The 26,665-nt window shown below is 47.5% G+C and carries 27 protein-coding genes; 2 read left to right on the forward strand and 25 right to left on the reverse strand.

Annotated features, from left to right (window positions below; genetic code table 11):
• Positions 1-43: 43 nt before the first annotated feature.
• From AB1K83_RS01355 to AB1K83_RS01395, 9 genes are all read right to left on the reverse strand, one after another.
• Positions 44-280, reverse strand: coding sequence for an acyl carrier protein (locus AB1K83_RS01355; RefSeq protein WP_413056349.1), 237 nt, complete (start codon positions 278-280; stop codon positions 44-46).
• Positions 281-539: 259 nt separating this feature from the next.
• A complete protein-coding gene (gene fabG / locus AB1K83_RS01360; protein ID WP_413056350.1) occupies positions 540-1,286 on the reverse strand; it encodes a 3-oxoacyl-[acyl-carrier-protein] reductase in 747 nt (248 codons plus the stop codon).
• Positions 1,287-2,231 carry an ACP S-malonyltransferase gene (gene fabD, locus AB1K83_RS01365; protein ID WP_413056351.1) on the reverse strand — a complete coding sequence of 315 codons (945 nt, stop codon included), beginning with the start codon at positions 2,229-2,231 and terminating at the stop codon, positions 1,287-1,289. It abuts the gene before it with no gap.
• Positions 2,228-3,220, reverse strand: a complete 993-nt coding sequence (gene plsX / locus AB1K83_RS01370) for a phosphate acyltransferase PlsX (RefSeq protein ID WP_413056352.1) — start codon at positions 3,218-3,220, stop codon at positions 2,228-2,230. Before plsX ends, fabD begins: the two co-directional genes overlap by 4 nt.
• Positions 3,221-3,231: 11 nt before the next feature.
• Positions 3,232-3,801, reverse strand: coding sequence for a transcription factor FapR (gene fapR, locus AB1K83_RS01375; protein WP_413056353.1), 570 nt, complete (start codon positions 3,799-3,801; stop codon positions 3,232-3,234).
• Between the two features lie 138 nt (positions 3,802-3,939).
• Positions 3,940-5,988 (reverse strand): ATP-dependent DNA helicase RecG, encoded by a 2,049-nt coding sequence (recG, locus tag AB1K83_RS01380; RefSeq protein ID WP_413056354.1) that lies wholly within the window; start codon positions 5,986-5,988, stop codon positions 3,940-3,942.
• Positions 5,969-6,100, reverse strand: a complete 132-nt coding sequence (locus AB1K83_RS01385; protein WP_413056355.1) for a hypothetical protein — start codon at positions 6,098-6,100, stop codon at positions 5,969-5,971. The genes recG and AB1K83_RS01385 overlap by 20 nt, the downstream gene beginning before the upstream one ends.
• Before the next feature lie 180 nt (positions 6,101-6,280).
• Complete coding sequence (locus AB1K83_RS01390; RefSeq protein ID WP_413056356.1) at positions 6,281-7,942, reverse strand: DAK2 domain-containing protein; 1,662 nt, start codon at positions 7,940-7,942, stop codon at positions 6,281-6,283.
• Positions 7,943-7,960: 18 nt separating this feature from the next.
• On the reverse strand, positions 7,961-8,323 hold the full coding sequence (locus AB1K83_RS01395) for an Asp23/Gls24 family envelope stress response protein (RefSeq protein ID WP_413056357.1): 363 nt from the start codon (positions 8,321-8,323) through the stop codon (positions 7,961-7,963).
• A 220-nt stretch (positions 8,324-8,543) separates the two neighbouring features.
• Here AB1K83_RS01395 and rpmB point away from each other — a divergent pair, with 220 nt between their 5' ends.
• Complete coding sequence (gene rpmB / locus AB1K83_RS01400) at positions 8,544-8,732, forward strand: 50S ribosomal protein L28 (RefSeq protein WP_041073990.1); 189 nt, start codon at positions 8,544-8,546, stop codon at positions 8,730-8,732.
• Positions 8,733-9,280: 548 nt separating this feature from the next.
• Here the strand turns inward: rpmB and spoVM are convergent.
• The 13 genes from spoVM to gmk form a co-directional block, all read right to left on the reverse strand.
• The gene (gene spoVM / locus AB1K83_RS01405; RefSeq protein ID WP_413056358.1) at positions 9,281-9,421 is read right to left on the reverse strand and encodes a stage V sporulation protein SpoVM; all 141 of its coding nucleotides are present in this window, start codon (positions 9,419-9,421) and stop codon (positions 9,281-9,283) included.
• A 13-nt stretch (positions 9,422-9,434) separates the two neighbouring features.
• Positions 9,435-10,088 carry a thiamine diphosphokinase gene (locus AB1K83_RS01410; RefSeq protein ID WP_413056359.1) on the reverse strand — a complete coding sequence of 218 codons (654 nt, stop codon included), beginning with the start codon at positions 10,086-10,088 and terminating at the stop codon, positions 9,435-9,437.
• The gene (gene rpe, locus AB1K83_RS01415; protein WP_413056360.1) at positions 10,085-10,753 is read right to left on the reverse strand and encodes a ribulose-phosphate 3-epimerase; all 669 of its coding nucleotides are present in this window, start codon (positions 10,751-10,753) and stop codon (positions 10,085-10,087) included. The genes AB1K83_RS01410 and rpe overlap by 4 nt, the downstream gene beginning before the upstream one ends.
• The gene (rsgA, locus tag AB1K83_RS01420) at positions 10,746-11,639 is read right to left on the reverse strand and encodes a ribosome small subunit-dependent GTPase A (protein ID WP_413056361.1); all 894 of its coding nucleotides are present in this window, start codon (positions 11,637-11,639) and stop codon (positions 10,746-10,748) included. Before rsgA ends, rpe begins: the two co-directional genes overlap by 8 nt.
• 13 nt (positions 11,640-11,652) lie before the next feature.
• Entirely contained in the window at positions 11,653-13,641 is a 1,989-nt protein-coding gene (pknB, locus tag AB1K83_RS01425; RefSeq protein WP_413056362.1) for a Stk1 family PASTA domain-containing Ser/Thr kinase, read from the reverse strand.
• Positions 13,638-14,399 carry a Stp1/IreP family PP2C-type Ser/Thr phosphatase gene (locus AB1K83_RS01430; protein WP_413056363.1) on the reverse strand — a complete coding sequence of 254 codons (762 nt, stop codon included), beginning with the start codon at positions 14,397-14,399 and terminating at the stop codon, positions 13,638-13,640. The genes pknB and AB1K83_RS01430 overlap by 4 nt, the downstream gene beginning before the upstream one ends.
• Before the next feature lie 19 nt (positions 14,400-14,418).
• Positions 14,419-15,789 carry a 16S rRNA (cytosine(967)-C(5))-methyltransferase RsmB gene (gene rsmB / locus AB1K83_RS01435; RefSeq protein ID WP_413056364.1) on the reverse strand — a complete coding sequence of 457 codons (1,371 nt, stop codon included), beginning with the start codon at positions 15,787-15,789 and terminating at the stop codon, positions 14,419-14,421.
• The gene (gene fmt / locus AB1K83_RS01440; RefSeq protein ID WP_413056365.1) at positions 15,786-16,727 is read right to left on the reverse strand and encodes a methionyl-tRNA formyltransferase; all 942 of its coding nucleotides are present in this window, start codon (positions 16,725-16,727) and stop codon (positions 15,786-15,788) included. The genes rsmB and fmt overlap by 4 nt, the downstream gene beginning before the upstream one ends.
• Positions 16,724-17,230: a peptide deformylase gene (def, locus tag AB1K83_RS01445; protein WP_413056366.1), complete on the reverse strand. Its 507-nt coding sequence runs from the start codon at positions 17,228-17,230 to the stop codon at positions 16,724-16,726. The genes fmt and def overlap by 4 nt, the downstream gene beginning before the upstream one ends.
• 52 nt (positions 17,231-17,282) lie before the next feature.
• On the reverse strand, positions 17,283-19,694 hold the full coding sequence (priA, locus tag AB1K83_RS01450) for a primosomal protein N' (RefSeq protein ID WP_413056602.1): 2,412 nt from the start codon (positions 19,692-19,694) through the stop codon (positions 17,283-17,285).
• The gene (gene coaBC / locus AB1K83_RS01455) at positions 19,684-20,901 is read right to left on the reverse strand and encodes a bifunctional phosphopantothenoylcysteine decarboxylase/phosphopantothenate--cysteine ligase CoaBC (protein ID WP_413056367.1); all 1,218 of its coding nucleotides are present in this window, start codon (positions 20,899-20,901) and stop codon (positions 19,684-19,686) included. Before coaBC ends, priA begins: the two co-directional genes overlap by 11 nt.
• Before the next feature lie 85 nt (positions 20,902-20,986).
• Complete coding sequence (gene rpoZ / locus AB1K83_RS01460; RefSeq protein ID WP_413056368.1) at positions 20,987-21,211, reverse strand: DNA-directed RNA polymerase subunit omega; 225 nt, start codon at positions 21,209-21,211, stop codon at positions 20,987-20,989.
• On the reverse strand, positions 21,205-21,831 hold the full coding sequence (gene gmk, locus AB1K83_RS01465) for a guanylate kinase (RefSeq protein WP_413056369.1): 627 nt from the start codon (positions 21,829-21,831) through the stop codon (positions 21,205-21,207). Before gmk ends, rpoZ begins: the two co-directional genes overlap by 7 nt.
• A 154-nt stretch (positions 21,832-21,985) precedes the next feature.
• Between gmk and AB1K83_RS01470 the strand changes: the two genes are divergently transcribed.
• Positions 21,986-23,677, forward strand: coding sequence for an NFACT family protein (locus AB1K83_RS01470; protein WP_413056370.1), 1,692 nt, complete (start codon positions 21,986-21,988; stop codon positions 23,675-23,677).
• A gap of 302 nt (positions 23,678-23,979) precedes the next feature.
• Here the strand turns inward: AB1K83_RS01470 and AB1K83_RS01475 are convergent, their stop codons facing one another.
• From AB1K83_RS01475 to AB1K83_RS01485, 3 genes are all read right to left on the reverse strand, one after another.
• Positions 23,980-24,528 carry a hypothetical protein gene (locus AB1K83_RS01475; RefSeq protein ID WP_413056371.1) on the reverse strand — a complete coding sequence of 183 codons (549 nt, stop codon included), beginning with the start codon at positions 24,526-24,528 and terminating at the stop codon, positions 23,980-23,982.
• Positions 24,529-25,362: 834 nt separating this feature from the next.
• Complete coding sequence (locus AB1K83_RS01480) at positions 25,363-25,653, reverse strand: RNA polymerase alpha subunit C-terminal domain-containing protein (RefSeq protein ID WP_413056372.1); 291 nt, start codon at positions 25,651-25,653, stop codon at positions 25,363-25,365.
• Between the two features lie 148 nt (positions 25,654-25,801).
• Positions 25,802-26,335 (reverse strand): hypothetical protein, encoded by a 534-nt coding sequence (locus AB1K83_RS01485; RefSeq protein WP_413056373.1) that lies wholly within the window; start codon positions 26,333-26,335, stop codon positions 25,802-25,804.
• Between the last annotated feature and the right edge of the window lie 330 nt (positions 26,336-26,665).

The raw sequence follows: 26,665 nt of genomic DNA on the forward strand, positions 1-26,665 counted from the left end.
TCGATGAATGAAAGGATGAAAGAGTCTCCGCCGGTTTTACCCGTTAATTTACTTTAGCTTCGATATACGTTACCGCATCGCCGACTGTCGAGATTTTCTCGGCATCGTCATCGGAAATCTCCATATCGAACTCATCTTCCAATTCCATGACAAGTTCCACGACGTCCAAAGAGTCCGCCCCGAGATCTTCACGGAAAGAAGCTTCCACTTTCACTTCGCTCTCATCGACGCCTAGACGGTCGACGACAACTTTCGTTACACGCTCAAGTACTGTTGACAAATCAGTCACCTCCTCTCAAAGAAAAACGTAGAGTGCAGTTAAATTAAAATAAAAGGATCGCATACATACAGCTTAATATTCACCAGCCGTTGACTTCCGTTCCAGGCGGACGCTTTCCGGGGGGCGGGCGGTGAGCCTCCTCAGTCGCTGCGCTCCCTGCGGGGTCTCACCTGTCCCGCTGATCCCCCAGGAGTCGCCGCCTTCCACTCCAATCAACTGAGTGTCCCGATACTCATGAAGTGTACTGTCTAGAACACTCTTACATCACCATTCCACCATCAACATGGATGGTTTGCCCCGTAATATAGGCCGCATCATCGGACAGCAGGAAGAGGACCGAACGAGCGACGTCTTGCGGGCTGCCGAGTTTACCGAGCGGGATGACGGAGAGCATTTGTTCTTTCACTTCATCCGTCAGCACTTCCGTCATATCTGTCGTGATGAATCCCGGTGCGACCGCGTTGACATTGATATTCCGTGTGGCCAGTTCTTTGGCGGCCGTTTTCGTAAAGCCGATAACCCCCGCTTTGGCAGCGACGTAATTCGCTTGTCCCGGGTTGCCGGACACTCCGACGATCGAAGCGACGTTGACAATCTTACCTGCCCGCTGCTTCATCATTTGGCGCGTGACCGCTTTTGTGCAGAGGAACACGCCTTTCATATTGATATTGATGACATCATCCCATTCGTCTTCCTTCATCCTCATGAGAAGGTTGTCCCTGGTGATGCCCGCATTGTTCACTAGAATATCAATAGAGCCGAACGTTTTCAACGTTTCATCGATCATGTTCTTGACACTTTCCGAATCCGAGACATCTGCCTGAATCGCAAATGCCTCGCCACCAGCCTCTTGAATCAAACCGACGACTTCATCAGCTTTCTCTTTACTACCGCTGTAATTCACTGCTACGCGGGCTCCTTCCGCCCCTAATAAAAGGGCGATTTCTCGACCAATTCCACGGGACGCCCCCGTAACGATCGCCGCTTTTCCTTCAAACCTACCCATTTATGACCATCCTTTCGCCGATTCCACAACGGCTTGCACTGTTTCTTCATCATACGCTGATAAGACCGTAGCGCTTCTATCAATCTTCTTAATGAGACCGCTCAACACTTTCCCTGGCCCGCATTCAATGAAATGAGTGACGCCTAACTCCAGCATGGTCCGGACAGAATCTTCCCATAAAACTGGCGAATACAGCTGCTCGACAAGCAAGCCTTTTATTACGTCCTCATTTCGCACAGGCGCAGCATTGACATTGGCGATGACTGGAATCTTTGCACCCGACATGGCCACGCCATCCAATGCATCACTCAGCTTGGAGGCTGCAGGTTTCATTAGAGAAGAGTGGAATGGGCCGCTGACATCGAGAGGGATCGCCCGTTTCGCCCCCGCTTCTTTCAGCTGGACACATGCTTTCGCTACTCCTTCTTTGGAACCTGAAATGACAATTTGCCCCGGACAGTTCATATTCGCCGGCTGGACCGGATCTCCTTCTGCCGTGATCGCATCCGTCACTTCTTTCAACCTGTGGCCATCCAGGCCTAGGATGGCGGCCATTGCACCTTGCCCGGCCGGAACTGCTTCATTCATATATAAACCGCGTTTATGGACCAATGAAACACCATCTTCAAAAGAGAGAACTCCCGAAGCGACTAGAGCGGTATATTCACCTAGGCTATGCCCCGCCGTATATTCAGGTGAAATTCCTTCCTCCATCAGTCTGGCGGCAATCATTGAACCGATTGTCAACAGAGCTGGCTGCGCATTATATGTCAGCGTCAGTTCTTCTTGCGGACCTTCCAAAATTAACTTGCTTAGCCCGAAACCGAGAACTTGATCGGCCTTCTCCAAATACTGTTTACTCGTTTCATTCGTTTCTGTGAGCTCTTTTCCCATTCCGACCGACTGTGATCCTTGCCCCGGGAACACAAATGCCACTTTTGTCATTCTGTCTCCGCCTTTCCAATCGTCTCACGGATGGTTCCGCTGACGTCATATTGCACCATTGTCCTTGCCTGGCGAATCGCGTTCAATATGGCGTTCGCGTTCGAAGAACCATGCGCTTTGATGATCGGCGATTGCAAACCGAACAGGCCGGCACCGCCGTACTCTGTATAATCCAATTTCCCTTTCAACGCTCGAAGTTCATTTTTAGCAAGGGCCGCCGACAATTTCGTTTTCATCGATGCAGTATAGACTTCTTTCAGCATCGAAAAGAATCCAAGCGCGGTCCCTTCAATTGTCTTCAAGACCATATTTCCAGTGAAACCATCTGTGACGATGACATCCGCAACGCCTGTCAATAGATCTCTGCCTTCGACGTTTCCGATGAAATGAATCGGCGCATCTGATAGCAGTTCATAAGCTGTTTTCGTCAGCTCATTCCCTTTTCCTTCTTCGGTCCCGATATTCAATAAACCGACGCGAGGATTGCTGATACCGCGCACTTTTTCCGCATAGATACTTCCCATGATAGCAAATTGCTTCAGGTGAAACGGCTTCGAATCCGCATTGGCACCCACATCGAGCAGCAGGAACCCTTGTCCATCCACAGTCGGCAATGTTGGAGCGAGTGCAGGACGTTCAATCCCTTCCATTCGGCCGACAAGGAACAATCCGGCCGCTACGAGCGCCCCTGTATTGCCCGCGGAAACGCCAGCATCCGCTTGGCCATCATGGACCGCTTGCGCCATTCTTACCATGGAGGCGTCTTTCTTCCTGCGTATGGCCCGGACCGGTTCATCATCCGGTTCGATCTTTTCGGTGCAATGGATGACTTTCAACCGGTCATTTTGTTGCACGTGTGGAGCGATTGCCGTCTCATCACCATAAATATGTATTTGAATGTCTTCAAATGCTTCCAGACTTTTCAGGGCACCCGCCACAATTTCCGCGGGGGCGTTATCTCCGCCCATCCCATCAACTGCTATGATCACGTCGATTCCTCCTACTTTCCATCCGTCGTGCGATACATGTAAAATTGACCGATGAAGACCGTTTCGTCACCGACCGTTGATACCACTTCAACCAATGTCCGCTTATCTTCAGGACCTCTGTCTTTCACTTCGGCACGGGCGACGACCCGATCCCCTGCTTTCACAGGTTTAATAAAATTCAGATTGGATTTTGCGGTCAAAGCCAAGTCTTCGTCCAAAACGGCCACAGCAAGGGAATTCGCCTGTGCGAATAAATGATGCCCTCGCGCTATCCCATTTCGTTGAAACACATGATCCTCCGTCACATCAAAAATGGACAAGGCTCGTTTATCCAGTTCAATATCGACAATATCCCCGATGATTTCATCGGAATGAAGGGACTTCACTTCCCCCTGCATCGTGCGGGACGCAACGGATTTCAGCCGTTCCCGTAGTTCGGGAATTCCAAGTTCCAACCGGTCCAATCGTATTGTTTGAACACTTACAGAAAAATGATCTGACAGTTCTTCATCAGTCATAAAAGGGTTTTCTTCAAGCAACTCTCCAAGACGGCGTTGTCTCTCCTGCTTCGGTATTCTCAATAAATTCACCTTCCGGATTAGCACTTGGTACTAACACCAGTATATAAATATCGTACTAGGAATGCAAGCTTAGAAAATAAAGAGTCAAAGAAAGGCCTGCTGATCCCATAACGAAGATCAGCAGGCGATGAACCATGATCAATCGATCCGGCCCCCGTCCAATGCACCAGACTGTTCCAATTGGATGCGTAGATGAGCGTACTCCGCATCTCGCCAGAAGCTGGGCGACTCCAGCAGCCGTTCAGCATCCGCTTTGGCTGTATTCAATACCCTGTAATCATGGACTAAATCAGCCACTTTGAATTCCGGCATCCCGCTTTGCTTCTTACCGAAGACATCTCCTGCGCCCCGAAGTTCCAGGTCTTTCTCCGCCAATAAAAAGCCATCATTCGTTTCCGTCATCGTCTGCATCCGTTCCTTCCCTTCCTCCGTTTTCGGATCAGCAAGAAGAACACAATAGGATTGATCTGCACCGCGCCCAACGCGGCCCCTTAACTGGTGAAGCTGCGCAAGACCGAAGCGCGTCGCGTCATAGATAAGCATGAAGGTCGCATTTGGGACGTTGACACCAACTTCAACGACAGTCGTGGAAACAAGCACATGAATCTGCCCCGAACTGAACTCTCGCATGATCGCATCTTTTTCATCAGTAGGCAAGCGGCCATGCATCAAGCCGACTGTATACCGACCGGCAAAATGTTGGGACAATTGGGCATGGACATCGACCGCATTTTGCACATCCAACTTATCGGACTCCTCGATCAGGGGGCAAATGACATAAGCTTGCCGTCCAGCCCGCAGTTCTTGGTCCATTTTGCGCAAAACGGGCAAAAGGGAGTCCTCTTTCAACCAATGGGTTTCAATTTTTTTCCGTCCTGCCGGCAATTCATCCAAAATGGAAATATCCATTTCACCGAAAGCGGTGATGGCAAGCGTCCGGGGGATTGGGGTCGCCGTCATGAACAGAACGTCCGGATTAATGCCTTTATCCCGTAAAATCCGGCGTTGCTCAACCCCGAACCGGTGCTGCTCATCCGTTATGACGAGACCGAGGCGATGGAAGGTGACGTCTGGTTGAATGAGGGCATGCGTTCCTATAAGGAGGTCGATCTCCCCTTTTTCCAACTTCTCCAAAATAATCTTTCTTGCTTTCCCTTTCGTCGAGCCGGCCAAAAATGCAACGGTGACGTCATGCGGCTCCAGCCACTCCGCAAGGGACGCAGCATGCTGTTCGGCCAGTATTTCAGTCGGCGCCATCAATGCTCCCTGATACCCCGCCGTAATGACAGCAAACAGGGCAATTGCTGCCACGACGGTTTTCCCCGAACCGACATCACCTTGCAATAGACGATTCATCCGGATCGGGCTTTTCAACTCGGCGCACAGCTCATTGACGACTCTCTTTTGGGCATTCGTCAATTCAAACGGCAATGTGTCGATGAACCGCTTCAACCGGGACAGTTCATATTCGATTGCCTGGCCCTTTTCCGCCTCTTTCCTCGCCTTTTTCATGCCCTGCATTTTCAATTGGAAGAGAAGAAGTTCTTCATAAGCAAACCGTCTCCTTGCTTGCTTGACATCTGCAGGATTGGTCGGAAAGTGAATCATTTCCAACGCCTCGCCGATGCTTGGCAACCGGTACGCTTCCCGGATGTCTTGCGGCAACGTCTCGTCATATTGGCCAGCAACCGTATCCAACGCGGAGCGCATGAAACGGCGGAATGTCTTTTGCTGCATGACTGCCTTTAGACTATAGACAGGTTCAAAATCCGCTTGTTCGGTTTTCGGCCCATCCTTAAAATTGCTCACATTGATCACTTGACGTCCCCGGTCCCACTTGCCCGTGACGGTGACAATCATGCCCGGCGCAAGCCGTTCTTTCAAATAATGCTGGTTAAAAAAAACGGCTTTGATCAGATGATGGCCGGTCAGAAGGCGCAATTGCAAACGGGAGCGCTTCTTGCCTAAATATAAGACGGACGGCTCGCTCTCCACCCTTCCCTCAATGGTCACCCGCTCATTATGCGGCGTTTCCGACAAGTCCTTCAACCGAAAATCCTCGTGTCGGTACGGAAAGGTCATGACGAGATCTTCGATTGTCGAGATTCCAAGCGACTCGAATTGCTCGCTCGCGACTTTCCCGACCCCTTTTAGATTTGTGATCGGTTCATGAATTGAAACTGTCATGGTTGCCCGGTTCATTCCTAAATATTTTATCATGTAGCGCTATACTGGTTGGGGTGACTGCCAGTCCGCCACTCGTCGGCTCAATGTCTCCGTAAACCGTTCTGAATTTCATAGTACTGGCTCCTTCCGTTCATATGTTCTGTCCTACTAAATATTTTACACAATATATAATAGAAAAACAAAGTTGTAGGTCAGGAGAATATGTTTCATTTTGAATTAAAAATGCTGAAATGGACGAATAAAAAACAGGCGAAGAAAAACTCACTTTTCTCCACCTGTTTATGATAACTTTTTATTCAACCGAAATGATGTAAGGATATAACGGTTGTTTGCCGGCATACAGTTCCACTTCAACCTGATCGTACGTTTTCTCTATATATTCCCCTATAGTTTCAGCATCTTCTTCGCTAATGTCTTCACCATAGATGATGGTGACAATCTCGTCATCCTCATCAATCATGGAGGCGAGCAATGTTTTCATCACTTCATCCACAGATGGGGCAGAAGTGACGATTTTGCTTTCCGAAATCCCCATGAAATGATCTTTTTTAATCTCGACTCCGTCAATCGATGTGTCTCTCACAGCGTAGGTGACTTGTCCCGTTTTCACGGCGGAAGCCGCCTCCGTCATAGCCGAGGCGTTGGCACTGACCTCTACTTCCGGATTAAAAGCGAGAATGGCAGCCAACCCTTGCGGTACCGATCTTGTCGGCACAACAGCCGCTTCGATACCAGCCACTTCAGCAGCTTGCTCCGCCGCCATGATAATGTTCTTATTATTTGGTAAGATGAGCACCCGCTCTGCTCCAACATCTTTGATCGCCTTCACGATATCCTCTGTCGAAGGATTCATCGTCTGGCCGCCTTCAATGACAGCGGAAGCTCCGACACTTTTCAATAATTCTGAGATACCGGATCCCATTGCGACAGTAACGACGGCATATGGATGTTGTTCCACTTTAGCTGGAAGGGAAGCGCTATGGTTTTCTCCGACGATTTCGCTATGCTGTTCGCGCATGTTCTCAATTTTTATTTTAATTAAGGAGCCAAAGTTTTGACCATAATTCAGGGCGTCTCCAGGTTCTTCAGTATGGATATGTACTTTCGCCACTTCCTCGTCCGAAATGACAAGCAAGGAGTCTCCGTATTCGCTTAGCGCTTGACGAAACACGGTCTCATCGAACGGATTGTCTTGCAGTTTGGCGTCTTCGAACTTCACCATGAATTCTGTACAGTAGCCATACACAATATCTTCCGTATTCATAAACCCTTGCACGCTGCGGTGATGCTCTGCGTTCACAAGGTCTTCCATCGATTGGATGGAAGTTTTTGCGGGAAGCGCTTCCCCTTTCAAGCATGCCAAAAAGCCCTCGTATACATAGACGAGACCTTGTCCACCGCTATCGACCACGCCGACCTCTTTCAAGACAGGCAATAGATCAGGTGTCCGGTCGAGCGATGCTTTTGCCTCTTGGATGACCGCTTCCATGACTGCCACTACATCTTCCGTCGTACCGGCCACTTCAACTGCGTGACGCGCCGCATCTTTCGCAACCGTCAAGATGGTCCCCTCGACGGGCTTCATCACCGCCTTATACGCCGTTTCCACCCCATATTGCAAGGCATCCGCAAACTTAACGCTATCGACGGTAGCTTCTCCTTCGATCGCTTTTCCGAAACCGCGGAACAATTGGGACAGGATTACACCTGAATTGCCCCGGGCTCCCATTAACAAGCCTTTCGACAGCGCCTGTGCCGTTTGACCAATATGGGGAACTGCATTTTCTTTCGTTTCTTTCGCGCCGGAGGACATCGACAAATTCATATTCGTTCCGGTATCTCCATCCGGTACAGGAAAGACATTAAGCGAATCAACGTAGTCAGCGTTCTGATACAGATGGTGGGCACCCATCTCCACCATTTCCGCAAATTTCAAACCATCGATAACCTTCATTACAAACGTATCCTCCTTTTACAAGTTCGTCACCCGAACTCCTTGAACAAAAATATTAACGGATGTCACGGTCATGCCCAATGTCTTTTTCAAGGTATACATCACTTTGGATTGAACTTGGTAGGCGACCTCGGAAATTTTCGTTCCATATCCGACAATTATATACATATCAATATGAATTTCGTCACCGATTGTACGGACAATGACACCCCGCCCAAAATTCTCTTTCCGAAGAATTTCGGTCAGGCCATCCCGGATCTGATGTCTTGAAGCCATCCCGACAATTCCATAACACTCGATTGCCGCTTCCCCGACCACTTGCGCAATGACGTCATTGGTGATATCGATTTTACCGAACTCGTTCTTCACTTCGATTGACATGAGTAGATCCCCCTTGCATCCTGATTGACTTCATATATTGTACTACACCCCTAGGCATAATAAAAGAAAGCATTCCTATCTGGAGTGCAAGAGCGTCAAGGGAAACCACTTGAAAGATGTCTCGAAAATGGTTGCAACCCGACATTCTATATGATAAAGTACTATGGTATGCGAATAACAAGTAGATCGCTTAATCATCATTCGCAAGGAGGTAACTGAAATGGCTAAAGAATGTGTTATCACAGGACGCAAAGCCCGTGCAGGGAATGCCCGTTCCCACGCGATGAACGCTAACAGACGTACATGGGGTGCGAACCTTCAAAAAGTCCGTATTCTTGTTAACGGTAAACCAAAGCGTGTATGGGTTTCCGCAAGAGCACTTAAATCAGGTAAAGTTCAACGCGTTTAATAGAACGGAAGCGTAAGGTGCGCATAAACATGCGGGCGAATCTTCACGCACGAAGAAGAAAAAGCTAATGATCCATAATATTATGGGGCATTAGCTTTTTTGTGTTGTGGGGAAAGTCGTTTATGGGCGGTTCTCACGACTTATGAGCGCTCCAGGAAAGTTATCAGCGCTTCTACCAAAATATGGGCGTATGGCAACAGTTATCAGCGCTTCTCCCAAACTATGGGCGCGCCGCAACAGTTATCAGCGCTTCTCCCAAACTATGAGCGCACCGCAACAGTTATCAGCGCTTCTCCCAAATTATGAGCACGCATCAAAAGTTATCAGCGCTTCTCCCAAACTATGAGCTCTCCGCAAAAGTTATCAGCGCTTCACCCGAACTATGAGCACATCGCAACAGTTTTCAGCGCTTCACCCGAACTATGAGCACACCGCAACAGTTATCAGCGCTTCTCTCAAACTATGGGCGATGACTATAAAAAATCTATGCCATTTTCCATTTGCACTAAACCTAAGAAACTCAGAAAAAAACGCAAGGCTGGATCGAGTCAGCCTTGCGCTTTTTCTTTTTTCCTTTTCCCCTTGCTTTTGGCGATCGCTTTGGGTTTTTCGTCTTTTTGGAAAGCGACCATACATTTTCTCACAAAGCCACTCACGAATTTCGGTAGCGTAAATGTGTAAACTCGCAAATCCCCACCCCTTTCAGGAATCTGAACTCCTTACCATTAAGCATATGCCTTCCCGGAAAGAGATAGTACAAACTTCTGAGGCGGTTTCATTGCTGGTGAATCTTGTTGAGCCCATTTCAAGCATGGCATCGACAGTTTCATATTTAAAGCCAGTCAATGTCAGCTTTTTCACTGGGCCGATGAAGGAGAAAAAAGAGATGTAAGGGAATCTCTCATTCCTCGTCACCCTATGTACACCTGCCCGGAGAATGGACATTTCATTCGTTTGATTGCCAATCAAAAATTTAATGTGCTTGTTTTCTTCTTGCAAACGGTAAATTAAATGGAGGGCGGCCTCGGCATGATCCAATCGCCCCCCTGTCACCCCCGTCAAAATGACGCAATCGGGTTTATAGGAGAGTGCGTGCAAGACCGCGAGCTCCGTGTCGGTCTCGTCTTTTTCCGAGTCGGCTTTCTCCATATAACTGACCGACTCCATAATTTGCTTATATTCTGTCTCCGTTACGGAATCAAAATCCCCGATGGCGGCATCCGGAATAACTCCTCTATTCAATAAATGAACTGCTCCCCGGTCCGCTCCGACATACAAAACATCCTCTTCAGCAAACGCATTGAAGTCCAGGACATCAGACTCCGGTCCTCCTGCACAAATGATTGCGATCTTCATTGGGTCAGCGCCCCTTCACCGGCGGATTTTATCTTTTGCAATGCTTCTGCGCGATTTGGCGCATTATAAATGGCAGAACCAGCGACAAAAATAGTCGCGCCCGCTTCTACGCATGGGATGATGGTCTCTTCATTGATGCCCCCATCGATTTCAATTTCGATCAACAGACCCCGCTCTTTGATAATATCCGCCAATTGCTTGACTTTCGGGATAACCGAATGGATAAACTTCTGGCCACCAAAGCCCGGATTGACCGTCATAAAGAGAACCATGTCCACCTCGTCCAAAACGTGCAAAATGGATTCGACCGGTGTATGCGGATTGAGGACGACCCCCGATTTGACCCCTTTCGACCGAATCAACTGCAACGTGCGATGCAAATGACGGCAAGCTTCCACATGAACCGTGATATAATCCGCACCCGCATCGGCAAAAGCTTCAATATAAGCATCGGGATTTTCAATCATCAAATGCACATCTAATGGAAGATTGGTGACAGGCCGCAACGCTTCCACCACGATAGGCCCCATTGTAATATTCGGGACAAAATGGCCGTCCATTACATCAATGTGGATCAATTCGGCACCAGCCGCCTCCACCTCTTTCACTTCCTCGGCAAGTTTTGAAAAATCTGCTGATAATATGGAAGGTGCTATTTTAATCATTTCTATCATACCTCGGCTTTCGGTCGGTAATTTCCTGCATAAATTGCAAATAGTGATCGTATCGGTGGCGTGGGATGTCACCGGCCTCCACCTTGTCTTTCACCGCACATTTCGGCTCTTTCAAATGCAGACATCCCCGGAATTTACAATTCACGGACGCCTCTTCGAAATCGATAAAATAGCGGGACAATTCCTCTCTTTCGATATGGTCGAAATCGAGGGAACTGAACCCCGGTGTATCCGCTACTAATCCTCCGGCCACCTCATGCAGTTCCACATGGCGCGTCGTATGTCTTCCTCGTCCGAGCGCATCCGAAATCTCCCCGGTTTTCAATTCCAATGACGGTAACATCGTATTCAACAACGTCGATTTTCCAACACCAGATTGTCCGGCCAAGACCGTCGTTTTCCCTTTCAGATACGGTTTCAGCATTTCAAACAGCGACTCATCCCCAATGAATGTCTGAATGACATCGTACCCGATCTCCTCGTAATAGGAAGCGGCTTCTTCGACCTTACTACGTTTCGTTTCATGTGCCAAGTCTTTTTTGGTCAGGCAAATGACCGGCTCAATGCCGAATGATTCGACCACCACGAGAAACCGGTCCAGCAAATGAAGGCTGAATTCAGGCTCCACCATGGAAAACACGAGCAAGGCTTGGTCAACATTGGCAATTGGCGGCCGGACTAGCTCATTGCGCCGTTCATGAACAACCGTGACCGTTGCGTCATTTTTTCCGTCCGGGACATAGGTGACAAAATCACCGACAAGAGGAGTAATTCCACGATTTCTGAAAACCCCTCTCCCTTTACATTGAATCAATTCCCCATTTGCTTCCACGTAATAAAATCCGCTTATCGCCTTCCTGATTTGTCCTTCCGGCATCCTATCCCTCTTTCTATTGAGCATCCTCATATGTGAATTTCTGTTGTGCAATTTCTTCGGAGTCGCGCATGATCCGATAGGCCCCAACTTGACCTTCTTCCAGTTCGATCGTAATCCGTCTCGTTGTCGTTTCGGTAATCGGAAATTCTTCAACTGGATCGGTTAATGAATGTTTCCGGTCCTGGATATAAATGCGGATAGTCTGTGGAACCCGTTCCTGCTCTTCCCCATACTCCCCGTTTTCGGAATCCTCATGTCCCGTCGCTGGTGGTGCATATTCAATCGTCACGGTTTGAATAATATGTTTAACCGGTTTCTTCACCGGGCCTTGTGATAAGACAACCTCAATCTTCCCGCCTTTCGCCAGTTCAGTCGGGGATTGCGGTTTTTGGGAAATGACATGACCGGCAGGCACCGAATTCGAATGCTGTTCACCGACGATTTTAATTTCAAATCCTGAACTTTTAGCATAATCGGTCAACTGGCTTTCGCTAAACCCTTTCAAATCAGCCACTGCCTTCTTTTCGATTCCCTTGCTCACTGTAAAGACCAAATCGGTATCGCCCGGAATGACCTCAGTCTCTGCAGGAGGATCTTGGCCAATGATCGTTCCGGGCGGTTCATCGGAAAATACTTCATTCGCTGTAATGGATTTAAAATCATATCCTGCCAACAGATTGGCGATCTGTGTGTAACCTTTCCCCGTATAATCGCTCATAACGGTCGTTTCTTCCCCCGTACTGACTATTAGCATGATGGCCGTTCCGACATCCTGTTTTTCGCCAGCTTCCGGAATGGTCCGGATTACACGTCCTTCTTCTATCATATCGGACGGTTCTTCCTCTTGCCCCTCCACTTTAAAGCCTTCTTTTGTCAAAAGCGCTTCCGCTTCGGAAACTTCCAAGTTCTCCACGTCCGGAATTTCTTTTTGTTTCGGCCCGAGGAATCCAGACATCCATAAGAAGAGAACCACTAATGCGATTACTACGACCAAACCAAGGAGGATCGGCCATTTCTTCCTCTTTTTCTTCTTGGAAGGAGGATCGGGATCTGTTGTCGTAGCGACGGGATCGATTTTCTTCGTCTCTTCTACATTTTCAAACTTTTCCGCTTCACGGATTGCAGGTATAGCCATGGTTTTTTCATCGTCAAACGGAATCGTGAATTTTTCTTCATTAAGACGTTCCGGTGATAATACGGTCAATAAATCGTCATACATCTCATCCGCCGATTGGTAGCGGTATGCCGCGTCTTTCGCGGTCGCTTTCAAGATGACATTTTCCACACTTTGTGGAATGTCGGGGAACAGTTCCTTGACGGATGGAGTTTCTTCCTGTAAATGTTTTAATGCGATAGCCACAGCCGTTTCTGCTGAGAACGGCAATTCACCCGTCAACAGTTCATAAAATACGATTCCAAGCGAATAGATATCTGACTTTTTCGTAGCCATGCCGCCGCGTGCTTGTTCGGGCGATAAATAATGGACCGTCCCGATTACAGAATTCGTCTTCGTATGGACTGTTGCGCTAAGCGCCATTGCAATGCCGAAATCGGTTATTTTCACATTACCGTCCGCATCCATCAAAATATTTTGCGGTTTGATATCCCTATGAATAATGCCGTTATGATGGGCATTCGAGATGGCCGAAACGAGCTGGCGCATGATCGGCACCGCCTCTTCCGGGCGCAGGGGACCATTCGATTGGATGAATTTCTTCAAGGTTTGCCCTTCGACATATTCCATGACGAGGTAATGAAGTTCCCCCTCCTCCCCGACATCGAATATATCGACGATGTTCGGATGGGTCAGGCTTGTTGCGGATAGCGCCTCCCGCTTGAACCTCCGCTTCAATTCATCTTCATTGGCAAAATCATAATTGAGGACCTTGATGGCGACATCCCGGTTCAGTATGATGTCATGGGCCAGATAGACTTTCGACATCCCCCCATCCCCGATTCCTTTCAGGATCTCATAACGTCCCCCGATTCTGTTTCCGATCATGGGCGATCCCCCTCCCTGTCGGCCAGTTCGATGAGGATGACTGAGATGTTGTCTTCGCCGCCTCTTTGATTCGCCAAATCAATAAGATTTCTAGCTTTTTCACGGAGGGATACATTCGTCAACACGATATCACTGATGGACTGCTTACATACTTTATTGCTCAGGCCATCGGTACAGACCAGCAAATATGAGACATCAGTCAATTCAACCGTATAAAAATCGGGCTGTATCGTTCTCTCGGAGCCGACCGCTCGCATAATCCAATTTCGCTGTGGATGGACAGCCGCCTCTTCCTCCGTGATTTCCCCACTTTCCAACAGGACGTTGACATATGAATGATCTCTTGTCACTTGCCGGATGCCGTTTTCGTTCAGTACATAGACACGGCTGTCACCGATATGCGAAACGAAGCAAGTGTTCCCGTGAATGAGAACGGCCTCCAATGTCGTTCCCATACCGGAAAGTTCTTCATTGTCCTTGGCATGTTCATAGAGTAGTCCATTGACGTGGATGACCGATTCCTGGAGCCACTCATCCCAGGGGAATTCGGAGTCCAGCTGCTCCGTTTCCAGTTCTTTGAAGCGCTTCCCGAATATTTGGATCGCCGTCGAACTGGCAAAATCCCCACCCCGATGGCCACCCATGCCATCTGCAACAACTGCCAGGAGAATCCCTTCCGGAAGCGTATAAACGGCAGCGCTATCTTCATTGATCGTCCTCTTTCTACCGATGTCGGTCAAGACTTCGTACTGCACCATTCTTCCCCTCTTTTCCGCATTACAACTCGTTTGGCCCACTATCGATTTTACGAAATGCCGCGACAAAAAATCCATCGCCGCCAAAATGCTGAGGAAGCACTTGAAGCATATCCTCATCCATCTTCAATTTTTCAAAGTTCTGTAACTGTCCCAATGGAACCTTTTCCATATCTGCATGCTTTTGCAGAAAACGTTCCGCTACGTCTCGATTTTCCGCCTCATCGACCGTGCATGTACTGTATACGATTAGGCCACCCGGTTTGATCAACAGATGCGCAGTATCTAATAATTCCGATTGGATAATCGGTAAACCTGCCAGATCTTCTATCGTCTTATTGTATTTGATCTCCGGTTTACGACGGATCACGCCAAAGCCGCTGCAAGGAGCATCCACCAAAATCCGGTCGAACGATGACGGTTCGTAAATGTCTGTCAGCTTACGGCTATCCCCGCTTTTAGCTTGAATGGATGTCAATCCGAGTCGGTCGGCATTTTCCCGGATGAGGGACAGTTTATGCTCGTGAAGATCATGGGCAAGAACTTCCCCTTCATCTTTCATTAATTCGGCAATATGGGTCGTTTTTCCTCCGGGAGCCGCACACATATCGAGCACCCGCATTCCCGGGGATACATCGAGCGCGAAAGCCGGCAACATGGAACTTTCATCTTGTATCGTCACAAACCCGTTTCGGAATGCCTTCGTTTCTATCGGATTCCCTTTCACTGGAATGAGTGCGGATGGGACAACTTCTCCTCGTCTCACTTCGACTTCTTCCGATTGAAGCATCGCGATCACTTCGTCAACGGTCGCTTTCGCCGTGTTCACCCGTAGCGTGATGGTACCGGGATTGTTATTTTCATGCGCCATTGCGACTGCTTCCGTCTCGCCAAACTGCTCGGTCCATCTTTTGATCAGCCACTCAGGATGGCTCGTCTCGATTGCCGTTTTACGAGTCCCTTCCGGCAAGTCTTCCAGCGATCGGACCCCTTGGCGCAACACATTGCGGAGGATGCCGTTAACGGTCGGGGCAATCCGTTTATGCCCCCGTCTTTTCGCGATTTCCACCGCTTCATGGACTACCGCATGCGGCGGAATTTTGGTCAAATAAACAATCTGATAAATGGAAAGCCGTAAAAGCTCCCTTACCCAATCATTCAATTTGCCACGGACAAACGGTTCCAAATAATAGTCAAGAGCCATCCGGTGTTGCAATGTCCCATAGGTCAATTCGGTCAATAAACCCCGATCCTTCGCCTCGATTTTATATTTCTTAATCGTACGATTCAGCAGCAGATTGCTGTACGCTTGATGTTGGTTAATTTCCAATAGAATCGAAAGGGCGGCATCCCTGACATTTCCGTTCCAGATCTTCTGTCTTGGCCTCGTCATTCGAACCGGTCTCCTTCACTCCATTTCGAAGCGCCTCCGCGCACGAAAACATCGGCCGGCATACGCTTTTTACCGGCAGGTTGCAAATCGGTAATTGCGACGGCTGTATCATCACCTGTTTTCACGACGATCCGGTCTTCTTCAATGGAAAGGATCGTTCCAGGCTCGGCATTAGCAGTAGATTGCTCTTTCTCCGCCCACCAGACTTTCACGTTTTCACCATCGAATGTCGTATAAGCGACAGGCCATGGATGGAGGCCACGGATTTGATCATAGATCGCCTTGCCTCCATTGGACCAATCGATCCTTTCCTGTTCACGTGAAATATTGCGTGCGAATGTCACCTGGTCTTCCTGCTGCGGAATCCGTTCGTTCGTTCCATCTATAATAGAGGGGAGAGTCTCTTTCAATAGTTCCGTCCCCGCTTTGGAGAGCTCTTCGAACAGAAGTCCGGTATGATCGGTGTCCGAAATCGGGACACGGACTTTGGAAATGATATCTCCGGCATCAAGCTTCTCCACCATATACATAATGGTGACGCCTGTTTCGGTTTCCCCATCGATAATCGCCTGGTGGATCGGAGCGCCCCCTCTGTACTTCGGCAGCAGGGAAGCATGCACATTGATGCAGCCAAGTGGCGGAGTTTCCAGCAAGTCCTTCGGCAAAATCTGGCCGAACGCCGCCGTGATGATCAGATCAGGCTTCAGTGCGATGATTTCATCCAGTTCAGTAGAACCCTTCAACCGTTCCGGCTGGATGACCGGCAGTCCAAGACGCACCGCTTCCTCTTTGACCGGTGGAGGCGTCAGCACCTTTTTCCTTCCGACCGGACGATCAGGCTGCGTCACGACAGCCAAGATCTTATGGCCCTCTTCATGCAGCATCGTTAAAATAGGGACCGAGAAATCCGGCGTGCCCATAAACACAATATTCGTCAAAGCACTTCACCTTCCTCGTCATCCAGTATTTCCTCCTCAAATTCGGAAGGATCCACAACGCGGATGATTTTCGAATCAAACAGGATGCCATTCAAATGATCGATTTCATGCAGGATCGCCCTTGCTTCATAATCTTCCGCTTCAATTTCATAGAGGGAGCCATCCCGCTCCTGCGCTTCCACCCGCACAAAATACGGGCGCTCCACTTCTCCGTAAAGCCCCGGGAAACTGAGGCAGCCTTCCACTTCAATTTCCGATCCTCCGATTGCGGTGACGACCGGATTCACCATTTCGATGACATCTTGCCCTTCACCCATATCCACGATGGCCACCCGGACCGCTTTCCCGACTTGGGGTGCCGCCAAGCCGACTCCATCGGCCGCTACCATGGTTTCGTACATATCATCCAACAACTGGCCAAGCTCTTTATCAAATTTCACGACTTCTTCGCACTTCTGCTGAAGAATGGGTGCAGGGTGTTTTACGATTTCCAAAATTGCCAACTTAATTCCTCATTTCTGCTTCTAGTCCGAACTACCACATGTCTTTCTGAGATCAAAAGATGGAGGTCGGTTCTACGTCAACCGTCATCGTCAATCCCGATTTGATCCAATCGGTCCGGTAATATCTGATGAGCTGCTGTAATGTTTCGATCAGCTTCGGTTCTTTTTTGTATTTTATCAAACATTGGTAGCGATATCTATTGTTCACTCGACTAATTGCGGCTGCGGTCGGTCCGATCATGACCGTTTCCGGCGACAGGTTATCACGCAGGAATCTCGCCCCTTTTTCTGCAAAGTCGGCTACTTTCAATACATCTTCATGGCTGAATTGCACGAGGGTAATAAAATAGAACGGCGGGTAGCCGTACTGCTTCCTCGCTGCCATTTCCAGCTGGTAAAACGGCTCGTAGTTTTGCGACTTCGCTAACTCAATGGCATAATGCTCCGGCGAATACGTTTGGATGAACACTTCCCCAGGCAACTCGTGGCGTCCCGCCCTGCCGCTTACTTGCGTCATCAACTGGAACGTCTTTTCCGCAGCCCTGAAATCCGCCAAATGAAGCGTCGTATCCGCCGCCAAAACACCGACGAGGGTAATCCGGGGGAAATCAAGTCCTTTGGCGATCATCTGCGTACCGAGTAGAATATCCGCTTTCCCTTCGCTGAATTGCCGTAGCAATCTTTCATGGGATCCCTTTTGACGGGTCGTATCGACATCCATCCGAAGGACCCGGGCTTCCGGGAACAGCTTGGCGATCTCTTCTTCCGCTTTCTGTGTGCCTGTCCCGAAAAAGCGGATATGTTCGCTTTCACATTGTGGGCATTGGAGCGGAACCGGCTCTTCATGGCCGCAATAATGGCATTTCAACTGTTCATACGCCCGATGATACGTAAGCGAAATATCACAATTCGGACATTCCACTACTGTTCCGCAATCCCTGCACAGGACAAAAGAGGAAAAACCTCGTTTATTTAAAAACAGGACGATTTGCTCGCGTCTCTGTATACGTTGCCCGATTGCTTCTGCCAATGGGACGGAGAACATGGACCGGTTGCCGCTCTTCAATTCCTCCCGCATATCGACCACTGTCACGGCCGGCATCGCTTGCTGTTTAGCACGGTGCGACAATGTCAATAATGTGTAGACCCTTTTCGATGCACGGGCATAGGATTCCAATGACGGAGTCGCACTGCCCAGGATGACCGGGCAGCCATAATATTCGGCCCGTTTGATCGCGACATCCCTCGCATGGTAACGGGGTGGTTCCTCTTGTTTATAGGAAGATTCATGCTCTTCATCCAAGATGATGATGCCCAAGTTTTCAAAAGGAGCGAAAATGGCAGATCTTGCCCCGACTACGACCTTCACTTCGCCCCTGCTGATTTTCCGCCACTCATCGTATTTTTCACCTGCGGAAAGGCCGCTGTGCATGACGGCGACAAGCGAACCAAATCGCTCAATGAAGCGGGACGTCATTTGCGGGGTCAATGAAATCTCCGGAACGAGGACAATCGCTTCCTGTCCTTTTTCTAACACCCGCTTGATCGCCTGTAAATAGACTTCCGTTTTTCCGCTCCCTGTCACGCCATGGAGGAGAAACGTCTCCGCTTGCCCCTTGTCCATGGAATCGGTCACCGCTTCGACAGCATGGCGCTGTTCCTCTGTCAAAGAAAGCGGGATCGGTGTGTCCTTCAATTGGGGGGCAGTCGGTTCCCGGTACACTTCCTCAAGCTTTTCCGTCGCCGCCCCTTTCTCGATGACCGCTTTCAGGACAGCTGGCTGAATGCCCGATTGCTCCAAGAGATCTTTTGCCCGGACCGACTCCCCTGCATGATCCATCATCCAAACTAGCAACTCGGCTTGTTTTCTGGCATTCGCATGGATTGTCTTCTGCACTTCTCTCAGCGTATCGGCATCTGCAATTTGAATGACACGTTCCTTCTTTAACGAAGTCTGTTGACGGACGACCGTATCGACAACGATTGCCCCTTGCTCCACGTACTTCTTCAAAAGGTTTACGAACCCGGCCGCAACAGCTTCCTTCATCGGGACTCTCTTCCGGCCAGCAATCAGTTTGACAAAGTTTTCATTGTCAATTAATTCTTCCCGCTGCACCACAATGAATTTTTCATATTTCGCCCGCATCGCCGCCGGTAACATCACTTGGAGGGCATCAATTTCGTAAGATAGCGTCTCATTTGCCAACCATTTGGAGAGGTGAAGCAATTCTTTCGAAATGACTGGTTCCAAGTCGATCAATTCATCGATCGGCTTTAACTTGGTCATGTCCAGGTCACTGTCCGCCTTTAACCCGGTAATGTAGCCGAGCACTTTCCGGGGACCGAACGGCACTTTGACCCGGGACCCTGGTTCGATGACCGATTCCCAATTGGGAGGGACCAAATAATCGAACGGCCTATCGATCGGGTACGCCGCCACATCAACAATCACTTCAGCGATCATGTATCGTATCACTTTCTTCCCGCATGATTGTTTTGAGTAAAACAGTGGCCAGCTCCTTTTTCGGCATCGCCTGGAATGGCCGATTCAGCCCCTTTCTCGATAGGAGCGTGACGACATTTGTGTCCTTCCCGAATCCGGCTTCGGGATCCGTCACATCGTTCACGATGATATAATCCAAGTTTTTGCTTTTCAATTTCCCTTTTCCATAATCCACCGCATGCTGGGTTTCTGCCGCAAACCCGACAAGCAGCTGGTCGGCCTTCATTTCACCGAGCGTTTTCAAAATGTCGACCGTGCGTTCCAACTCGATGATGGAATCGCCCGATTGCTTTTTCATCTTTTGCGGATGGATGTCTTTTGGCCGGTAATCCGCAACGGCCGCCGATTTGATGACCATATAGGCATCTTCGTATTCCGACTTCACCGCTTCGAACATCTCTGCGGCACTTTCCACATCGACGACCCGAATCCCTGCTGGTTTCGCCAAACCGACCGGACCGGAAATCAAGACAGTATCCGCCCCAAGTGCGGCCGCCGCTTCCGCCATCGCATACCCCATCTTGCCAGTGGAGAAATTCGATACATAGCGCACGGGATCGATCCGTTCGCGAGTAGGTCCCGCCGTGACGACCACTTTTTTGCCCGCTAGCGGGAGGGATGGCTGTTGCTGGAATCTATCCTGAACTAACGCAACAATTTTCTCCGGCTCTTCCAGGCGGCCTTTTCCTACGTAACCACAGGCGAGGAACCCTTCCGATGGCTCGATGAACCGATACCCGTCCTCATGAAGGCGGGCGATATTCCGGACGACTGCTTTATTTTCATACATATGGACATTCATCGCAGGGGCGATCCACACTTCCGCAGTCGTCGCGAGCAAGGTGGTCGTCACCATATCATCCGCGATGCCGTTTGCCAGTTTCCCGATGACATTTGCCGTAGCAGGAGCAACGATGACAAGATCCGCCCAATCCGCAAGATCGATATGGGCGATCACCCGGGAATCCTTTTCATCAAACGTATTGGTATAGACATCATTGCGGGACATCGCTTGGAATGAAAGCGGCGTCACAAATTCCATCGCGGAGTCGGTCATGATCACTCTCACATCCGCGCCGGCTTGCGCCAACTTGCTGACGAGTGCCACTGCCTTATAAACAGCGATTCCCCCCGTCACGCATAGAAGAATTTTCTTATTGTCCAGCATCCTTCTCTTCCTTTCTAAAATGACAAACTCCCCAAGAAAAACTCGTTTCTAAGGGAGTGTCACGCAACATTATAGGTTCTTCAAATTAAATTTCGTCCTCGTAGACGATGGAGTCATCCTGCTTCTTCTTTTTCAAAACGCCTGCAGCGACTTCTTCTAACGCCTTGCCCACATTCTTTTTGGATTTGTAAGAATGAAGCATCTTATTGCCTTCCTCCTGCATTTCACGCGCACGTTTCGCCGCCAGTGTGACGAGTGTATACTTGGAATCGATTTTATCCTTTAAAGAATCGACAGATGGGTTTAGCATTGTTTTTCAACCTCCAACATATGTAAATAACGTTTTTCGACGCGTTCCCGTCGGCAGTGTTCAGCAATCACGATGGAATTGATGCGGTCACATGCTTTCGAAACTTCGTCATTTTCTACGACATAATCGTATAAATTCATCATTTCCAGCTCTTCCCTTGCCTTCGCTACGCGGGATGCGATGACATCCTTTTCCTCGGTCCCCCTGCCGATCAGGCGTGTCTCCAATTCAGACAGGCTAGGCGGCGCTAGGAAGATGAATAGTCCGTCCGGCACCTTGGACCGGACTTGTGCAGCCCCGACCACTTCGATTTCCAAAAAGACGTCCCTTCCGGCATCGAGAGTTTCATTGACATAGTCGAGCGGCGTGCCATAATAATTTCCGACATACTCGGCGTATTCAAGCAATTTTCCTTCTTCGATCAATTGCTCGAATTCATCGCGTGATTTAAAGAAATAATCCACGCCATCCACTTCGCCTTCACGGGGGCTTCTTGTCGTCATGGAAATGGAATATTCATAATTCGTATCAGGTTGTGTAAAAAGCTCTTTTCGGACCGTCCCTTTGCCAACTCCGGAAGGTCCCGATAGGACAATTAGCAGCCCTCGTTTTTTATACATGCAATCCCTCTTCTATCCTGTTCTGATTTTTCAATGATGCCTACAAAAGTGGCCAAGTTTCACCATAGTTGAATTCACCTAATCTGTTCATATTGTACCATAACTCTCGCCTATAATGCTAAAATGGAGAAAATGAATTGAAAGAGGAATCGACATGGCATTTGATGGTTTATTCACAAAATCGATGGTTGAAGAGTTGCAAGTGCTGAAAAACGGCCGCATCTCTAAAATCCATCAACCGAACACCCAAGAAATCGTCCTACTGATCCGTGCCGACGGGCAGAACCATAAGCTCCTGATCTCCATCCACCCTTCCTATTCCCGAATCCAATTAACTGATGAAGCCATTACCAATCCCGCGGAGCCACCGATGTTCTGCATGGTCCTGCGCAAACATTTGGAAGGCGGAATGATCCGTGCAATTGAACAATTCGGGAACGACCGTATCATCTCGTTTGATATCCGGGCGAAAAATGAAATCGGGGACGATATCAACCGGACAATCGTCGTCGAAATCATGGGGAGGCATAGTAACTTCCTATTGGTGGATCCGGACAGAAATTTGATCATAGACAGTATGAAGCATCTGCCGCCTTCCGTAAATAGCTACAGGACCGTTTTGCCTGGACAGCCCTTCATTCCGGCCCCTTCCCAGGATAAAGCGGACCCATTTGCCCTTAACGAAGAAGAATTCCTATCCCGGCTGCCTGACTTTGAAAACGCACGTGATATCGTTGGCGCCTTTGCAGGTTTCTCCCCGGTCACAGCAGAAGAACTGCTATTCCGATTGAACGCTGCCGCAGACAGTGAAAAATATTCCGTATTCACAAAGTTTTTAGCGTCCTTTACCGACCCTTCCACCACGCCTACTATTTCGGAGGTCGGAAGCAAAACAGCCTTTTCCGCTATCCCCCTCACCTATGCCGATCGGACGCTTGCAGAGTTCCAGACACTCGGCGATTTGCTCGATAAAGTATATTTCGCGCGGGCGGAGAGGGAACGGGTCAAGTCGCAGGCAGCAGACCTTGAACGTTGGCTTGACAATGAAATTGCGAAATTGACCTTAAAAATGAAAAAGCTTCAAAAAGAACGGGAAGCTGCTAGCCAACTGGACAAGTTCCAGCTCTTCGGCGAACTGTTGACCGCCAATAGTTATGCTGTCCAAAAAGGGGCGACGGAAGCGACTGTCGACAATTACTACGAGGAAGGAACAACGGTCACCATTCCCCTCGATCCGAGAAAATCGCCGATCGACAACGCACAACGCTACTATGCACGATACACGAAAGCAAAAACAGCACTCGTCATGATCGCCGAACAATTGGAAAAAGCGGAGGAAGATATCCAGTACTTCGAGATGGTCAAACAGCAAGTACTGCAAGCATCCCCAGAAGACATCGAAGAAATACGTGAAGAGCTGGCGGAATTGGGTTTTATGAAAGCAAGACGGTTGAAAAAGAAGAGCAAACCGAAAAAACCGGCGCCGGAATCCTATGTATCTTCATCGGGAATCCCGATTTCCGTCGGGAAGAACAACAAGCAAAATGATTATGTCACATTCAAATTGGCGGCTCGGGATCATCTCTGGCTCCATACGAAAGATATCCCGGGATCCCATGTCGTCATCCATCACAACGAACCGGATGAACAGACACTCCAGGAAGCGGCGATTTTAGCAGCCTATTTCAGTAAAGCCCGCGAGTCCTCATCGGTCCCTGTCGATTACACGCAGATCCGGCACGTAAAAAAACCGAGCGGCGCTAAACCCGGCTTCGTCATTTATTTTGAACAGAACACCTTGTTTATCACACCGGACGAAGATATCGTGCGGAAGTTAAAGAAGTGAACAAGAACGGGGCTGTCCTGAAAGCCGGAAAAGCGCCAGAAAGGCTCGCTTTCCGCGGGCGTTGCCAATCGAACAGCCAAGGGTTCGATTTGTCGTATTTCTGCGCTTTTTGCAGAACTTAAGGCATCCTTCCTGTTGCCAAACGCTACGCTTTTTGGCACAAAGGCCGTTTCTGTCGCTTTTCCTAGAATCACCCTTAATAAAATAGGCATCGGAAAGTTGTCATACTTTCCGATGCCTATTTTCAAATGGCTCCTTCCACTTAACTTAAGCTACCCGTTAGTTGAATAGGAGAGTTAAAATTATTTTGGTATCTGTTCAATTATTTCACCTTCTGAAGACAAACCTGTAATAGTAGAGCCTATAAGGTCTTCTCCATTACTAACTAAAAACCAAAACTTCTCGGAATGGTCATATTCAATTAGTTTGGCTTTATACTTGTTTCCACCCTTAGTTTTAACGTTTACTTCTTCTATTTGAGGGTCAAGAATCTTTCCTCTGATTAAATCTGTGTAGTTCGAAAAGTGAAACTCTAAGTTTGAAAAACCCCAATCTAACTTATATCCATGAGAAAGTTCACTTGAGCTATTACCAACAGGTTTCCATCCAAGTAGGTTTTTCCTAAAGAAAACACTTCCGAAATGGAGATTTTCTGTATGACCCCATTCATAAAAAACTATTGCTTGATTGTCATCTAAAAATTCTATATGAGCAATGTTCTTCATGGGTTGGTGTAATGAGTTCATAGCCTTTTTAATTACTGGAATATCATCTCTTAATACTAAATTTGTAATATAAACTCCTAATAAAATTGCAGCTACATATAGGAAAATTTTTAATTTCTTAGACATAGAAACTACCCTCCCCCCACAAAAAGCATAACACGCTTACCAATAAAATAAGTTTTCATTTACCTACATTTTCTTACTAACCTGCTTCTTTAGTTGAACAAGAAAAAAGAGCTGTCTAAGCAGCTCCGATCTTCAAGTAAAGCACCCGTTAATTCATTAAACCTTATCTTGCCAGTTGCGGTTGATCATCCTGAAGCTTACTTCTAATTTCACTCGATAATATTTGAATAGCTTCAGAATTAACTACACTTAACTGTGAAAGAACATCCGAATCTTCGACTGTATCAAAATCTCTCGATAAGTCGGGTATGAATAAGACTCTTTTAATATTGAATATCGAAACCTGCGTTACCAGTGATAAGTCTATCGCAAATAATTTCAACCTTTCTTTCTGCAGCTGAATTTAATTTATCTAAAATAGCTGGGTTTACGGAAACTTAATGTTTACACCTTTCGCATTCCATCTACCTTTTCCATTAACATAATAAGAAGTGCCTAGATCATCAATCGTAATATCCGCCTATTTTAGATACCCATATAGTTCTAACTCGTTATCCCTTTTTAGTTCCCCTAATACTCCGCTGAGTAACTTTTCTTCTGTAAACGGTAATTCATATGTAAAATCGCTCATTGTTCAATCCCCCTATTCTATCTTACATTACACGGTTTCTTTCGATTTAAAAGGATTTAGCACAATTCCCCAATATCTTCTTGAACTATTCTGCACCTTTAGTTCAAGAAGAAAAAAGCTTTACTCCTTCTTGAAGTAAAGCACCCGTTACTTTAAGAACACTATTTCACAATCTTTGTTAGAATTTATAAGAAAACACAGTATTATTCTATAAATGATAAACCCGCTTCTTCTAATAAAGTTCTCATAATTGGTAAGGAAGCTGGTCCAATACCATGGATTTTCAGAATTTCTTTTTCGGTGTATTTTGAGAGTTTTTGCAAAGTATCAATACCTTTATGAACTAAGGCATTTCTGGCAGGTGAGCTTAGTTTCGATAGGAATCCGCTTTTAGGTTTATTCTCTTTATCACAAGTAGGGCAACTTGGGCAGTCACTACTTTTGTAATAATTATGCCCTTTTTCACAAACCCTTAAATTTTTTTCTGCTTTCAATATTAACCCCCCTACTAATTTCTAAGTCCAATATAACACACTTCTAATTCTGCAAAAATTCGTCTATTCCTATAAAACAATCCTGCCCCGTTAGTTGAAGAACAAAATAAAGCGGTCAAGCAACCTAACGATCTAGTAAAGCACCTGTTCAATTCCAGCCTGTCTTTTCAGTTCCGTCCATATAATTGACTTTTACTTCGGGATCATAATTAACAGGGGTTTCTGAAAAGCAATACCATATTCGTCCCTTACTTGTTTCTATAATTGTTGCTTTAGTGAAATCTTGGTCTTTATATTTAATCTCAAGTGTCTCAATCGAAGCGTCGTTAATGACCCCGAACGTCAGGGATATTAGTTCATTATCCGACTTTTTTCTTGTTGGCTCTAAGTTACTAAACATTCGGGTCAGCATTCTATCCCCTTCGTTGAACTGCTTGCTTCCTGTACCAAACACCCACCGAAAACCAAGAACGGTCTTATCAATTAATGCTATTGATAAAACATCACCATCGCCGTAAAACATTATCTTGTGATCATTAAAGTCAATAGTATGGAAAACTTCATCAATCGGGACATTCGATTCTTTTATAGCTTCATCAAAATCCCTATAATTCACTTTATAGTAGGTGAAAATAATTAGGAGCATTAATAACAAAAAGAAAACAGCCAATTTCACTTTCATAACCATCCTCCCTCATATAAGTAGTTAGAGCCTTATTAGCAATGTTCTATCTTATCAACTAACCTGCTCCGTTAGTTCAATAAGAACATTGAGCCGTCTTAGTAGCCCAATGTTCTTCAGGTAAAGCGCCCATTTAATTAGGGCCTACTGCTAGCGATGCAATGGTCCACATAATAATCGTAAACGATATTATTAGCCAAACTGTATTGGCCGTAGTTTTTTCTTCGTGTTTTACTTTTTTCAATATAGAAACCAAATTCAAACAAAATATAATGCACCAGATAGGCATTAAAAGCCATCCTATGTAGTAAAAGAAAAATAACAAGTAAT

The sequence above is a fragment of the Sporosarcina sp. 179-K 3D1 HS genome (genome assembly GCF_047228905.1).
In the GTDB taxonomy this organism is placed as follows: domain Bacteria; phylum Bacillota; class Bacilli; order Bacillales_A; family Planococcaceae; genus Sporosarcina.